This window comes from Paenibacillus sp. F4, assembly GCF_002894905.1.
GTDB classification, from domain to species: domain Bacteria; phylum Bacillota; class Bacilli; order Paenibacillales; family Paenibacillaceae; genus Paenibacillus; species Paenibacillus polymyxa_B.
On the sequence record NZ_POVS01000009.1, the window covers coordinates 215,366 to 231,219 of the forward strand.

Here is a 15,854-nt window from a genome sequence, read left to right on the forward strand (position 1 = left end):
TATGTATGAAAAAAGAGCCAGAAACGTAGCTCTGCCTCTTTCCAAAAGCTTAAACAATGCTATTCAAATCCCTTGTACTGTTAATACGAAAAGCTACTCCTGCCTTTCTAGTCTGCAACATGCAGATACCTAGGATTTTGCAGGTGCTTCTGCAGTCAGAACAGCCTTACGGGACAGATTGACACGACCTTGTTGATCAATTTCGGTTACTTTCACCGTAATTGTATCCCCAATAGCAATTACATCTTCAACTTTGGCTACACGCTCAGTAGACAGTTGAGAAATATGAACCAGACCATCTTTGCCCGGTAAAATTTCAACAAATGCACCGAATTTCTCAATCCGTTTTACTGTACCGATGTAAATCTCACCGACCACGACTTCCTTTACGATACCCTCAATAATGGAACGTGCTTTTTCATTCATCTCTTGATTTGTGGAAGCGATGAACACACGACCATCTTGTTCAATATCGATTTTCACGCCGGTTTCTTCGATGATTTTGTTGATGATTTTACCACCAGCCCCAATAACATCACGGATTTTGTCCGGGTTAATGTGCATCGTCATAATTTTTGGAGCATACGGAGACAACTGCTCACGCGGCTTCTGGATCGCTTCCATCATTTTGCTAAGAATGAACAAGCGTCCTTCTTTAGCTTGCTTGAGCGCATCCTGTAAAATCTGGCGGTCAATACCATTAATTTTAATATCCATTTGAATGGCAGTTACGCCTTCCGCTGTACCAGCAACTTTAAAGTCCATATCGCCCAGGTGATCTTCCATACCTTGGATATCAGTCAATACGGAAACATGCTCTCCATCCTTGATCAATCCCATGGCTACACCTGCAACCGGAGCTTTAATCGGTACACCTGCATCCATCATAGCCAGTGTACTTGCACAAATACTAGCTTGTGAAGTCGAACCATTCGATTCCAGTACCTCGGAAACCAGACGGATGGTGTATGGAAATTCAGTTTCAGAAGGAATTACTTTGGAAAGCGCACGTTCACCAAGAGCACCATGTCCGATTTCACGACGACCTGGCGCACGCAAAGGACGAGCCTCACCTACGCTGAATGGCGGGAAATTGTAATGATGCATGAAGCGTTTTGTTTCTTCCAGATCAATACCGTCCAAAATTTGTACATCACCCAATGCACCAAGTGTACAAATGCTAAGCGCTTGCGTTTGACCACGTGTAAATAAGCCCGAACCATGAGTACGCGGCAAAATGCTAGTGTCGCTTTCAATCGGACGAATTTCGTCAAGCTTACGACCATCAGGACGCACTTTATCATGCGTAATCAGACGACGTACTTCTTCCTTAACGATATCATAGAGAACTTCGCTCACGTCGCTCAAAAGCTCAGGTGTCTCTATGTATTGTGCTTCAAAATGGGCAACTGTCTCTTCGTTGACTGCATCAATCGCCTCTTGACGGGCATGTTTTTCTGCAATTTTAACAGCTTCCATTAAACGTTCAGCTGCATAAGCACGTACTTCACTGTTCACTTTTTCATCAACAGCATGCAGTTTAACCTGCATTTTCTCTTTACCTGCTACTTGCACCAATTGTTCAATGACTGCCACAATGTTCTTAATCTCATCATGACCGAACATAATAGCTTCCAGCATAACTTCCTCTGGAATCTCATTGCCCTCGGCTTCTACCATCATGATGGCATCTTTCGTTCCGGCTACAACCAGGTACAGATCGCTTGCATTCTGCTGTGCAATATCCGGGTTAATCACAAATTGCCCGTCTACCCGTCCTACAGCGACTCCACCAATTGGCCCATTAAAAGGTACATCCGAAATGCTAAGTGCTGCCGAGGTTCCGATCATTGCTGCAATTTCAGGTTCACAATCCTGATCGACACTCATAACCAGGTTCAACACCTGTACATCATTCCGGAAACCTTCCGGGAACAATGGGCGAATTGGACGGTCTGTCAAACGGCTGGACAAAATCGCTTTTTGACTCGGACGTCCTTCACGTTTAATAAATCCGCCAGGAATTTTCCCCACAGCATACAATCTTTCCTCATAGTTTACGGTCAGAGGAAAAAAGTCCAAATCTTTCGGCTCACGGGAAGCGGTGACGGTACAAAGCACAACTGTTTCTCCGTAGCTCACTTTAACTGCCGCATTGGCTTGTTTCGCAAGACGTCCTGTTTCCAACACCAGCTTTCTTCCGCCGAGCTGCATTTCTACGCGTTGCTCCATGGTATCCCTCCATTTCATTTCATTGTAAAAGTTCTATACATATCCAGTATTTCCTGCGCAGGTCTTATTCATAAGAAGCTAGCAGACAAATCAGGATATGTAATTCAAAAAAAGATTCCTCATTTCAAAAAAGAACCCGGCTGCTGTCCGCCGTCGCCTTAGCAGGGACAAGCGGTGAACAACCAGGCTTCTTTTCTCATTACATGTCTGAAAATTAACGACGCAGTCCGAGACGCTCGATCAACGCACTGTAACGTTTAACATCAGTCTTCTTCAGGTAAGCCAAAAGTTTACGACGCTGACCGACCATTTTCAACAACCCGCGGCGGGAGTGATGGTCTTTCTTGTGCGAACGAAAGTGACTTTGCAAGTTGACGATGTTTTCAGTAAGGATAGCGATTTGTACCTCTGGTGATCCTGTATCGGATTCATGAGTTTTGTACTCCTCGATCAATTGCTGTTTACGCTCTTGAGTCAATGCCATCCTGTTCACCTCCTTCATTATAATCGCCATTAGCCTCGTAGCCGCCGGTGAAAGCGGACAACCAAGCTAAGGTTCATCGTTGTTTACACAACATAAGTCAGTATAACACAGCGCCTGTCTTATGTAAATAAATTAGCCTAACAGCTTTTTAGCCGTTTGTGCGTCATTGCCAATTTGGCTGATCAGCTCATCCACCGAAGAGAATTTGCGTTCAGGGCGGATGTAGTGGTGAAGCTCCACAAGCACAGACTCTCCATAAATTTGCTGATTAAAATCAAATAAATGTACCTCAAACGACGGGTTCAGCACACCTTCATGAAAAGTAGGCTTAACCCCTACATTCATTACACCGTTTATCCAATGATCGCCTATGAGTGCCCGTACAGCGTATACACCCTTGGTCGGAATCACGTAAGTATCATCCAGTTTGAGATTAGCGGTCGGAAAACCGATCGTACGTCCGCGCTTCTCTCCATCCATTACAGTACCCTGGATACGATAAGGACGTCCCAACCAGCGAGAGGCATGTGCTAGATCCCCGGTCTGTAAAGCACGGCGAATGCCAGAGCTGCTCACCTTGTCCCCATCCAGTTCGAACGGTGGTACGGTGTGCACCGACATCAGCTCTCCTCCCAGCTTCCGAAGTGTATCCTCATGCCCGGCTCCCCGGTGGCCAAACCGAAAATCAAAGCCTACTACCGCCGTTCGAATTTGCAATGGAAGCAGCACGTCAGTCATGAACGCCTCAGGGCTAACCTTGGAAAATTTTTCATTAAAACTCAAAATATAAAGTACGTCCACACCCATATCGGCCAGAATAGTCTGCTTGTCCGCAAGCGGTGTTAAATAGCCTTCATAATCGCCTTTTTTCATGACTTCCTTCGGGTGAGGGTGAAATGTCATGACAGATACCGGCACTTTCTGTTCACGAGCCAACGCAACGGCCTTGCGTATCACGCTTGCGTGTCCCAGATGAAGACCATCGAACTGACCGATCGCCGTGACCTGTGGACGTCCCCACTGCTGCAAAAGCTCATCACTCAATGGATAAGATAACGATACGGTAATCATTATTAATTCACCTGCATTTCACATCATTTGACTAACTTCGTCAAAATTATAGCACAATTCAAGGTAAAAAAACTTTAATTGGGGCGATCGCACCTGATTCATCCCGCCCATATATGCCTAAAAACGTTTTATCCTCTTTATACAATCGGAAGGGCTGGCTGTCCGTCACAGGTGGTGAAATCATATTCAGCGATAGGCGTTGGCCTTGTAGAGCCGCAGCTACCTTGGCTTCAGCCACTATATGCTCAGGCATATAGTCAATCGCCTGATCGGTTGCAATAAGTCGCTCTCCAAGACTGCCATCCGCTACGAAGCGTTCTATCTCTTCGAACGTCAGGCAACGTTCCGCAGGAATTCCCGCAGACATAGTTCGCTCCAGCTTAACCATCGTTGAAGGATATCCCAATTCACGGCCAATATCAACACATAGTGTACGGATATACGTGCCTTTGGAACATAAGGCACGGAAGGATATATCCACATACGATCCCGTCTCCGTGAATCCTGTCATTTCCAGCTCATAAATGTTTACTTCACGGCTTTTACGTTCCACGGTTTTGCCTTCTCGGGCCAGCTCGTATAGACGTTTTCCATCTACTTTGAGCGCAGAGTACATTGGTGGCACCTGGGAAATTGTACCGACAAAACGCTCCAGAACCGCTTTGGCTTCCACTTCCGTCACCTCTACTGGACGTTCACTCTCTTCCGTGATTGTCCCAGTCAGGTCTTCGGTATCAGTGGCAATACCTAATCGCAATGTAGCCCGGTATTCCTTGGGCCGCTCCTGCATGTATTCCACCACTCGGGTAGCACGTCCCAGACACAAGGGCAGCACACCGGTTACCTGCGGATCAAGCGTTCCGGTGTGTCCGATTCGCTTCATACCCAATAAACGGCGAGCCTTGGCCACCACATCATGAGAGGTAAATCCAGCAGGTTTATAGAGAGGTAGAACGCCTTCCCAAGTTGCCTGTTCCTTCTTCATCGGGTTCATAGCTCAGACTTCACCCGCCCTACAACTGTCTCAATGATATCTTCCAGCTTACCCTCTAGCCGGCAGCCAGCCGCACGCACATGTCCACCGCCCCCAAATGATTGAGCCAGCGCAGCTACATCAACATTCCCTGCCGATCTCAAGCTGGCCTTGACCGCTTGATCATTAATAACTTTAAAGAAAATGCCTACTTCAACCCCACGAATATTTCTTGGATAATTCACAATGCCTTCCAAGTCCTCATTTACAGAGCCACATTCCGTCATATCGTCAGGTGTTACAACGACCCAAGCGACTTTACCATCCTCCGACATCGTGAGCGTTTGCAATGCTTTTGTCAGCACCTTCATTTGGGGAAAGGTCATTTCCTCAAGCAATTTCTCGGACAAAGATGGACCATCTACACCGTAAGCAAGTAACTGTGATACCGTAGACATCACTTTCGGTGAAGTGTTGGAGTAGCGGAAGCCTCCTGTATCCGTCAGCAACCCTGTATATACAGCCGTTGCTACTTCAACGTCCCAGGTTACTGCAAATTCTTCCAGTAGATCAAAAAGAATTTCCGCTGTTGCCGCAGCATCCGACTTAATCACATTAACCGTACCATAAGCATCATTCGTAGGATGATGATCAATATTCAGGATAATGGCATCTTCCGTAAAAAACTGCTCTGTCAAACCAACACGACGGTAATCCGCACAATCTACACAAATGATCCGGTTGTATTTACGTTCTGGCGGTTGCTGGCTCATATCCATAATCTCATCGGCATGCCATAAAAAATCCATACGCTTCGGAATAGGTCCCTCATTCAGCATGGTAAATTTCTTCCCCAGACATGAGAGAAGCCAGCCCACCGTTACGGTGGAGCTGACTGCGTCTCCGTCCGGCTGTACATGCGATACGATCAGGTAATCATCATGCTCCAGAATAAATTCCTTCGCTTGTTGAAGCGCCTGTTCATAGGTATGCATTGCCTTCTCCTTTACATTCAGTTCATGGTTCCTTCAGACAAACTAAAAGTTTTATTTTTCATCCTTGTCGATATCACTCAGCAGTTTTTCAATTCGACTGCCGTAAGCAATAGATTCGTCAATTTTGAAAATCAACTCAGGAATATGGCGCAGCCGTATCCGTTTGCCGAGTTCAGAACGAAGATAACCGTTCGCTTTGTCCAATGCCTTCAGGGAAGAATTTTTTTGTTCTTCATCCCCGAGCACGCTCAAGTATATTTTCGCTTGGGACAAATCATTTGTAAGATCGACACCCGTTACCGTGATAAAACCGATGCGGGGGTCTTTTAATTCAGTTTGTATGAGTTGGCTTAGCTCCTTCTTGATCTGCTCGCCAACCCGACCTGTACGTATTTTAGCCATGGATGCTCACCTCTCTGCCGTTAGCGCTCCACTGTTTCCATGACGAACGCTTCAATAATGTCGAGTTCCTTGACATCATTATAGCCATCAAGGGTAATACCGCATTCGTAACCTTGGGCAACTTCTTTTGCGTCGTCCTTAAAGCGTTTCAGTGAGTCGATTTTACCTTCAAAAATGACGATGCCATCACGAATCAGGCGTGCTTCTGCTGAACGGGTAATTTTACCGGATGTCACCATACAACCAGCGATCGTACCGACTTTAGTAACTTTGAATACGTTACGTACTTCAGCATGCCCAATCACATTTTCTTTATATTCAGGATCCAGCATGCCCTTCATGGCTTGCTCTATTTCTTCAATGACATTGTAAATGACACGGTGTAAACGAATATCCACTTTTTCAGCTTCCGCTGTAGATTTCGCCTGGTTATCCGGACGAACATTAAAACCAATGACAATAGCATTGGAAGCTGCTGCCAAAATAATATCGGATTCGGTGATTGCTCCTGCACCACTGTGAAGAATTTTAACGCGCACACCTTCGACTTCAATCTTGTTCAAGGAACCTTTCAACGCTTCGACGGAACCTTGTACGTCACCTTTAATAATGACGTTCAGATCCTTCATTTCGCCATCCTTGATGTGTTGGAACAGGTCATCCAGTGTTACGCGAGTATTACTGCCCAGATCAGATTGGCGTTGCGTGATCGCACGTCTGTCAGCAATAGCACGAGCTTTGCGCTCATCCTCAAACACCATGAATGGATCGCCAGCAAGTGGAACCTCTGTCAAACCAGTAATTTCAACTGGAGTGGAAGGACCTGCTTCCTTAAGACGACGACCTTTATCGTTGACCATGGCACGCACACGTCCGAAGCAGTTACCCGCTACGAAAGCATCGCCGACTTTCAGTGTACCGTTCTGAACGAGGATACGGGCTACAGAACCGCGGCCTTTATCCAGTTCTGCCTCGATGATGGTACCACGTGCCCGTTTGTTCGGGTTCGCTTTGTACTCGTTCACTTCAGCTACGAGCAGAATCATTTCGAGCAGGTCTTCCAGACCCATTCTTTGTTTCGCGGAAACGTTGACGAAAATCGTATCGCCGCCCCACTCTTCAGGTACCAATTCATATTCAGTGAGTTCTTGCTTCACTTTATCCGGGTTGGCATCCGGTTTATCGATCTTGTTCACAGCTACGATAATTGGCAGACCTGCTGCCTTCGCATGGTTAATAGCTTCGACCGTCTGTGGCATAACACCGTCGTCAGCTGCAACCACGATAATCGTCATATCTGTCACTTGAGCACCACGTGCACGCATAGCGGTAAAGGCTTCGTGACCCGGTGTATCCAGGAAAGTGATTTTTTTGCTGTTAATTTCAACTTGGTATGCACCAATATGCTGTGTAATACCGCCAGCTTCGCCACCAGTTACATTAGTCGAGCGAATGGCATCCAGCAAAGTTGTTTTACCATGATCGACGTGACCCATAATCGTTACAACCGGTGGACGTGTTTTCAGATCCGCAGGATCATCATTTTCTTCCACGGTTTCAAAACGATCTTCTTCGACCGGAATTTTCACTTCTACCTCGACACCAAAGTCTCCGGCAAGCAAGAGGATGGTATCCATATCCAGCTCCTGGTTAATGGTCGCCATCGTTCCGAGCATAATCAGTTTTTTGATGACTTCTGACGCATCCTTATGAAGAAGCTTGGCTGTTTCGCCTACGGTCATCTCACCACGCACAATAATTTTCTTAGGCGTGTTGTCGATTTTCTCGCGACGCTCCTGTTGTTGACCTTTACCACGATTGTTAAATTTCCCGCCACGATTGCTGCCGCCGCGATTATTGCCTCCACGACCACCGTTACCACCACGTCCGCCGCCTTGACGGTTATCGTCAAAACGTCCTTGACCGGAACGGTTACCACCGTTGTTGGAGTTACTACCTGTACGGTTGCCACCACTACGGTTCGCATTGTTGCTACCTGTGGATGATGATGTTCTTACAGCCGTACCACCCTGACTACTTCCCTGAGGGCGTGAGTTAGTGCTTTGGTTACCTTGAGGACGCGAACCTGTGTTACCGCCGGGACGCTGTTGTCCTCCCTGTTGTTGACCATTACTGCGGTTTTGTGTACTTTGCTGACCAGTGGGTCTGCTAGTACTTTGTTGACTGCGGTTTTGACCGCCCTGCTGACTGCTTTGCGCTTTTGGAGCGCTGCTTCGGTTACTGTTTTGGTTGTTGTTTGTCCTATTCATACTTACCTGCTTTTCCTGTTGATTTTTGGTTTGCTCAGTTGAATGATTACTATTCTGGCTTGAACCGGCCTGATTCGAGCTTACTTGCGCCGTACCTGCTCCGCCTTGCTTGGCCGCAGCATTGGATTTAATATTCTTAAAAAAACTTTCCACTTTACCTACGGCATCATGTTCCATGACGCTCATATGGTTGTTCACGGGAATATCCAGCCGTTTAAGAATGGTGATAATTTCTTTGCTGCTCATGTTCAACGATTTGGCGTATTCGTATACCCGCACTTTGTCTTTGCTTTCTTGTTTACTCAATATACTCCACCTCCGACATTATCCCCGCATGTTTCTTGATCAATTTCGCGAATCCTTGATCCGTCACAGCCAGCACAACCCTTTCAGGTTTGCCGATACTGCTTCCCAAGCTTTCCCGGTCAAATCCTATCAATAAGGGGATTTTGTACGTCCCGCATTTGTCGCGGAATTTCTTTTGAGTATTCATTGAAGCATCTTTCGCAAGAATGACCAGCTTGGCTTCTGAAGACCTGATCGCTTTAAAAACGATCTCATCACCTGTTAGCAGCTTGCCAGCTCTCATGGCAAGACCCAATCCAGACAGCGCCTTATTCATCCTGCACGCTGCCTTGTGCCGCCAGGAATTCTTCCTCGACGGCAGCAAAATCACGACTTAGCTGCTCATAGATATCAGGATGAACCGAGTGCTTCAAGGCTCGATCCAGTGCCTTGCTCTTTTGAGCCAGCTTGAAGCAGGCGGCTTTGCCGCACAAGTAAGCGCCGCGTCCCGACTTTTTGCCAGTCAAGTCAATCAACACTTCGTCTTCAGGGGTTTTGACGACACGGATCAACTGCTTCTTTGGCATCATTTCATGACAGGCCACACATTTGCGCAAAGGTATCTTTCTCTGTTTCATGCATTAACCCCCCTACACTCCGCTTAATCTACAGAAACGGAATCCTGATGCATTTCATCGGTGGATGTTCTCGGTCTGCCGAGTTCTTCCTCCGCCTGCGTTTCACTCTTAATATCAATTTTCCAGCCCGTAAGCTTAGCAGCAAGACGAGCATTTTGCCCTTTGATACCAATAGCAAGAGAAAGCTGATAATCAGGCACAATAACACGCGCCATTTTCTCTTCTTCAAATACTTGCACTTCGAGCACCTTGGATGGACTCAGCGCATTAGCCACGTATTCATCAACATTATCGGAATAACGTACAATGTCGATTTTTTCGCCACGTAGCTCATTTACAATGGTCTGTACACGTGTTCCTCTAGGACCCACACAAGAGCCAACCGGATCAACCTCGGCGTTACGGGAATGAACCGCGATTTTAGAACGGAAGCCTGCTTCACGCGCTACGGAACGAATCTCTACAACACCATCAAAAATTTCAGGCACTTCGAGTTCGAACAAACGCTTAAGCAGACCCGGATGTGATCGGGACAGCATAATTTGCGGTCCTTTGGTTGTGTTTTCTACTTTGGTAATATAAGCCTTGATTCGATCCAGATGGCTAAATTTCTCATTAGGCATCAATTCACCTAACGGGAGAACCGCTTCCACCTTACCAAGATCAATATAAATGTTACGCGGGTCTTGGCGCTGTACAGTTCCTGTTACAATATCTTCTTCCTTGTCCACAAACTTGTTGTAGATCAGTCCCCGTTCCGCTTCGCGGATACGCTGGGTCACGACTTGCTTCGCAGTTTGTGCAGCAATCCGTCCAAAATCACGTGGTGTGACTTCGATTTCAGCGATATCCTCCAACTGAAAATGCGGGTTAATCTCACGAGCCGCAGGCAACGAAATCTCGGTGCGAGGATCCAATACCTCCTCAACGATCAACTTGCGGGCATATACCTTAATGACTCCCGAGTTGCGGTTCATATCAACACGCACGTTTTGTGCGGTGTTGAAATTCCGTTTGTAACTGGAAATCAAGGCTGCTTCAATGGCCTCAAACAGCACATCCTTGCTGATCCCCTTTTCTCTTTCCAACTCGTTCATTGCTTCAATAAAATCCATACTCATGGATTACTGCTCCCCCTTTCAAATGATGCACCTGCGTACTGGTCGGCACACGAGGCAAAAAAACATGTAGTACATGTCAAACAGCAACAGTCAAATCTGAATTAAAATATGATCGCGAGCCTTGCACCAGCTACCTTGTCATAAGGTATGGCATGCTTCTTTTGTCCGCTTTGAACGGTGAGTTCCCCGTCTTCAAAAGAAAGCAAACGACCTTCAAATTCCTTCAGGCCGTTGATCGGCTCGTATGTAGTAACGAATACGTTTTTGCCTACCGCTTTAGTAACGTCCTCCGCTTTTTTCAGCGGCCTTTCGGCGCCTGGTGAAGACACTTCCAGAAAATATGCTGTAGAAACAGGGTCATTTTCATCCAACTTTTGACCCAGATATTCACTGATCATACTGCAGTCGTCCAGATCAATTCCTCCGTCTTTGTCCACAAAAACGCGAAGAAACCAATTGCTGCCCTCTTTGACATACTCGACATCGACCAGTTCAAAACCATGCTCATCGAGGTAAGGTTGGGCCATTTCTTCTACTACTGATTTGATCTTTGGTGTGCTCAAAGATTATAACCTCCAAAAGTGAACTTTCCTGTGGTGAAAAAAAGACGCCCTATTACCATGGACAATGCTTCTCCATCACCGGCTTTTTCATTTTCATTTGATGTAATGTTCATTTCGGGCTCACTGCAAATAAACCGGCGTACCGGTTTCGTGCCCAAAAATAACCTTTTCACGTTGTAACTGTATATCAAACAGTAAAGAGTGGGTTTCCCCACTCTTTTAGCAACGGTTTTATCTCCATGATTACCAAAAAAATTATAACATAACCATAGTTATGTGACAAGTGCCAGAGCTTGACTACTGTGGTTCGGATTAAAACAGAGACAGCTGATTACTCTCTGGCAGACCTCGAAAGCAACCCATCTGGGACAGCATTTCGACAATAGTTTTACTAGCCTTCGATTTTTGTTGAAAATCCTCGACAGACAAAAATTCACCATGTTCACGGGAGGCGGCGATGTTACGTGCTGCATTGTCTCCAATTCCCTGAAGAGCTCCGAATGGCGGAATGAGTGAATCTCCATCCACCTTGAAGCGTGTAGCTTCGGAACGATACAAATCAATGGATTTAAAACTAAACCCGCGAGCCGTCATTTCCAGAGCCATTTCCAGGATTGGAAGCATCCCTTTTTCTTTGGGAGGTGCCTGAAAGCCGAGTTGCTCGATTTCGACAATCTTCCGTGCGATTGCATCATATCCCTGACAGCACAGCTCAATATCAAAATCGGCTGCACGTACTGAAAAGTAAGTCGCATAATATTCAATCGGATGATACAGCTTAAAGTACGCTGTGCGCACTGCTGAAATAACATAGGCTGCAGCATGCGCCTTCGGAAACATGTACTGGATTTTCAGACAGGAATCAATGTACCACTGCGGCACCTTGCATTTTTTCATTTCCTCAATCCATTCAGCACTAAGCCCCTTACCTTTACGTACGCTCTCCGTAATTTTAAAGGCCAGACCTGCGTCCATGCCTGCCTTGTAAATCAAAAACAGCATGATGTCATCACGGCAACCAATTACAGTCTTGATGTTACAGGTATTATTCTTAATCAGTTCCTGTGCGTTCCCCAACCATACGCCCGTGCCGTGAGACAATCCGGATATTTGCAGTAAATCGGCAAAAGAACTTGGCTGCGACTCTACTAGCATTTGGCGTACAAACTTCGTCCCCATCTCTGGTACACCATAGGTAGCTACAGGCGTGCGGATTTGCTGGGGTGTTACACCGAGCGCCTCCGTGGAGTTGAACATGCTCATCACCTTAGGATCATTCATTGGAATGGTCGTAGGATCGACACCAGTCAAATCCTGAAGCATCCTCATCATGGTCGGATCATCATGACCCAGAATATCGAGTTTGAGTAGATTCGCATCAAAAGCGTGATAATCAAAATGCGTTGTTTTCCATTCCGAGCTTGTATCATCGGCGGGGTACTGTACCGGCGTAATATCCTCGACCTCAATATAATCGGGAACAACGACAATTCCGCCTGGATGTTGCCCGGTACTACGTTTGACCCCTGTACAGCCCGAAGCCAGCCTGTTCAATTCAGCCCCACGCCATTTTTTATGATGCGCCTCTTCATATTTCTTTGCAAAGCCAAAGGCTGTTTTCTCGGCAACTGTACCGATGGTTCCAGCACGGAATACACTTTTCTCACCAAACAGTACTTTCGTATAGTTATGTGCGACAGGCTGATATTCGCCAGAGAAGTTCAAGTCAATATCGGGAACTTTATCTCCCTTAAATCCAAGAAACGTTTCAAACGGAATATCCTGTCCCTCACCCTTCAGTTTGCCACCGCATTTCGGACAGTTTTTGTCCGGCAAGTCAAATCCGCTCGGCACACTACCGTCCAAAATCCACTCGCTATGTCTGCATTCAGGATTACCGCAAATATAATGTGCAGGCAGTGGATTAACCTCGGAAATACCGAGAAAGGTAGCGACCACAGAAGATCCAACAGAACCCCGTGAACCTACCAGATATCCATCCTTATTAGACTTTTTAACCAAACGCTCGGAAATGAGATAGTTGGCAGAGAAACCATATTTAATAATCGGCTCCAGTTCTTTTTCAAGGCGGGCTACGACCACTTCGGGCAATTCCTCACCATAGATGGATTTAGCTGTCTCGTAGCAAGTGTTGCGGATTTCCTCGTCCGCCCCATCCAGCAAAGGTGTAAATAGCTTGTCAGGGAACAGCTCCAGCTCCTCAAACCGATCCGCCAGCTCACTGGTATTCTTCACAACGACTTCATAGGCTTTCTCCTCGCCCAAAAATTCGAATTCTGCCAGCATTTCGTCTGTGGTGCGTAAATGCGCATCTGGCTTGCGAATATCTTTTAGCGGGCTAAATCCCGTAATGCCGTGTATCGTAATGTCACGGTACAGCTTATCTCGAGTTTCCAAATAGTGAACATTGCCTGTGGCAATTACGGGCTTATCAAGTCGCCGTCCAATTTCGCATACTTTGCGTATCGCCGTTTTCAGAGCATCAGGCCCGCTTACCAATTGCTTTTCCACTAGATGCATATACATCGTCAAAGGTTGAATCTCCAACACATCATAAAACTGTGCAATTTCCTCGGCTTCTTCCTCAGACTTATTCAACACAGCCTCGAAGAACTCTCCTTTTTCGCAGCCAGAAATAATAAGCAATCCGTCTCTCATTTCTGACAATTTTGATTTAGGAATACAAGGCACACGTTTGAAATATTCGGTATGAGACATCGAAACCAGTTTGTACAGATTTTTTTTACCAATCGGATTGAGGGCATAAATACAACAGTGAAAAGGACGAACGGTCGATAAATCCTTACCCACATAATCATTCAGACGATCGAGCATTTTTAAACCCTTAATTTGTTCCGCATCATTCAGCAAGCCATTTAGCACTTCAGTCAGTGCGACTGTATCGTCAATGGCTCGGTGATGGCTTTCGAGCGCAACTTTATATTTGGTCGTCAGCGTATTCAGACGGTGGTTTTTCATTGTTGGAAACAGTAAACGAGCCAATTCTAGCGTATCCAGTACCGGATTGGTCATTTCAGGCAACCCCATATTTCGAAGGGTGGCCTGGATAAACCCGACATCAAATCGCGCATTATGGGCAACCAATACAGCATCGCCAGCAAAAGCTACAAACTCCTTCATAACAGGTTCTACATCCGGAGCATCCTTGACCATTTCATCGTTAATGTTGGTCAGTTGCTGGATATTGTATGGTATACGCTCATGCGGATTGACAAAGGTAGCATAACGATCAACTTCTTTGCCATCATGCATTTTTACAGCCGCAATCTCAATAATTTTATTCTGTGTAACCGATAAACCAGTGGTTTCAATATCAAAAACGACATAAGTCGCTGTTTTCAAATTTAATGGTTGTGCCTGCATTACAACCTCAACGGCATCATTAACCACGTTTGCCTCAATACCGTAGATCATTTTAATTCCGTTTTTCTTTGCTGCTTTTGCTGCATCAGGATAGCATTGCACACCACCGTGATCGGTGACCGCAATCGCTTTGTGCCCCCATTTGGCGGCTGTTTTGACGTATTGATCAATTGAGGCGACAGCATCCATTGCACTCATCTTTGTGTGTAGATGGAACTCAACCCGTTTTTCCTCTGCCTTATCCTTACGTGTGGGTGGAGCCTGTACTTCAACTAGATCGGAAGGAATCATAACCAGCTCGGGAATTTGCATAAAACGATCATATTCAACTCGCCCCCGCACTTTGACCCATTTCCCGTTAGCCAACAAACTGAGGATCTTCAGATCTTCTTTAGTTTTAGCAAACATTTTCATTTGCAGGGAATCACTAAAGTCGGTCAAATAATACGTAAACAACGTACTGCCATTGCGCAATTCTTTACTATCCAAACCGAAGATTGTCCCTTGTAAGGTGACTTTCTTTTCTTCGTCCTGAATATCTTGCATCGGAACAGCTGGTTCTTTGATGTCATAACCAAATTGAAGCCGTACGTCTCCTTCTTCTTCATCCAAAGGCGGCATTTCGGATTCCATACTTTCCATCATCTGCTGAATAACTTCGCGTTCTTCCTGCATCTTCTTCTCTTGGAATTGCTGTAATGCCTCCTGGTTACTTTCACCCACCTGGACTTTAATGCGCATAGAGAGCCCGAAATATTTATTGTAAAATTTGATGATAGCTTGATCTATCTGCTTTTTACGCGCCAGTTCCAATGACATACTGTCGCTCATCGTTAGCAATAATAGACCGTCTTCCCACTCATGCACAGCCCGATTCAACCAACCGTTAACAGATGGAATCTCACGATGTACCCACTCTAGAAAAAGTTTCCAGTATTCACTAATGATATCACCCGGCTGAATCTGCTCACTATACTGAAAACGGAACGTAATTTTTGCGATGTGACTCATTTTTTCCTGTACTTGAATACAGAACGTACGATACACCTGAGCGGGGACCAGTGTCTCCTTGGCAATAGTGATATTCCAATCCTTATTGGTACGGCTAATCTCCACTTGATCAATCCAACCGTCCAAAAAATAAGGTTCAACCACTCCAGCCGGCATCCCAACTTGCTTCATCAGCAGTTCCAGCCGCTTTCTCTTTTCTTCAGCTCCGCCCATGGCTCTCCCCCCAATTTTAAATCTACCATTCTGAAAACATGAAAAGCTTCTGCGTCAAAAACATCTCCGACCGCAAAAGCTTTTCATAGCCCTCTTCAATCCTTATCACAACGACATAGATCCTTCGGAACATTGTCCCGTAACAGCTACCATGTCAGCAAAGAGAATGAAGTGAGTATAGTGGTATTGTC

The 15,854-nt window shown here is 45.9% G+C and carries 12 protein-coding genes; all 12 read right to left on the minus strand.

Features of this window, described 5'->3' with window-relative positions; all coding sequences use genetic code 11:
• Positions 1–129: 129 nt before the first annotated feature.
• Positions 130–2,232, minus strand: a complete 2,103-nt coding sequence (gene pnp / locus C1T21_RS07920) for a polyribonucleotide nucleotidyltransferase (RefSeq protein WP_103047854.1) — start codon at positions 2,230–2,232, stop codon at positions 130–132.
• 214 nt (positions 2,233–2,446) lie between these two features.
• On the minus strand, positions 2,447–2,716 hold the full coding sequence (gene rpsO / locus C1T21_RS07925) for a 30S ribosomal protein S15 (RefSeq protein WP_007430074.1): 270 nt from the start codon (positions 2,714–2,716) through the stop codon (positions 2,447–2,449).
• 132 nt (positions 2,717–2,848) lie between these two features.
• Positions 2,849–3,787, minus strand: coding sequence for a bifunctional riboflavin kinase/FAD synthetase (locus C1T21_RS07930; protein ID WP_103047855.1), 939 nt, complete (start codon positions 3,785–3,787; stop codon positions 2,849–2,851).
• Positions 3,788–3,845: 58 nt separating this feature from the next.
• Positions 3,846–4,781 carry a tRNA pseudouridine(55) synthase TruB gene (truB, locus tag C1T21_RS07935; protein ID WP_103047856.1) on the minus strand — a complete coding sequence of 312 codons (936 nt, stop codon included), beginning with the start codon at positions 4,779–4,781 and terminating at the stop codon, positions 3,846–3,848.
• Entirely contained in the window at positions 4,778–5,755 is a 978-nt protein-coding gene (locus C1T21_RS07940; protein WP_103047857.1) for a DHH family phosphoesterase, read from the minus strand. Before C1T21_RS07940 ends, truB begins: the two co-directional genes overlap by 4 nt.
• A 51-nt stretch (positions 5,756–5,806) precedes the next feature.
• Positions 5,807–6,157: a 30S ribosome-binding factor RbfA gene (gene rbfA / locus C1T21_RS07945; RefSeq protein ID WP_010346342.1), complete on the minus strand. Its 351-nt coding sequence runs from the start codon at positions 6,155–6,157 to the stop codon at positions 5,807–5,809.
• Between the two features lie 20 nt (positions 6,158–6,177).
• Positions 6,178–8,733, minus strand: a complete 2,556-nt coding sequence (gene infB, locus C1T21_RS07950; protein ID WP_103047858.1) for a translation initiation factor IF-2 — start codon at positions 8,731–8,733, stop codon at positions 6,178–6,180.
• Positions 8,726–9,049, minus strand: a complete 324-nt coding sequence (locus tag C1T21_RS07955; RefSeq protein ID WP_025720915.1) for a L7Ae/L30e/S12e/Gadd45 family ribosomal protein — start codon at positions 9,047–9,049, stop codon at positions 8,726–8,728. The genes infB and C1T21_RS07955 overlap by 8 nt, the downstream gene beginning before the upstream one ends.
• Positions 9,042–9,350: an RNase P modulator RnpM gene (gene rnpM / locus C1T21_RS07960; protein WP_007430067.1), complete on the minus strand. Its 309-nt coding sequence runs from the start codon at positions 9,348–9,350 to the stop codon at positions 9,042–9,044. The genes C1T21_RS07955 and rnpM overlap by 8 nt, the downstream gene beginning before the upstream one ends.
• 23 nt (positions 9,351–9,373) lie before the next feature.
• The gene (gene nusA, locus C1T21_RS07965) at positions 9,374–10,471 is read right to left on the minus strand and encodes a transcription termination factor NusA (protein ID WP_013309927.1); all 1,098 of its coding nucleotides are present in this window, start codon (positions 10,469–10,471) and stop codon (positions 9,374–9,376) included.
• Between the two features lie 101 nt (positions 10,472–10,572).
• On the minus strand, positions 10,573–11,034 hold the full coding sequence (gene rimP / locus C1T21_RS07970) for a ribosome maturation factor RimP (protein ID WP_014281118.1): 462 nt from the start codon (positions 11,032–11,034) through the stop codon (positions 10,573–10,575).
• 312 nt (positions 11,035–11,346) lie between these two features.
• Entirely contained in the window at positions 11,347–15,663 is a 4,317-nt protein-coding gene (locus C1T21_RS07975) for a PolC-type DNA polymerase III (RefSeq protein WP_103047859.1), read from the minus strand.
• Positions 15,664–15,854 lie beyond the last annotated feature (191 nt).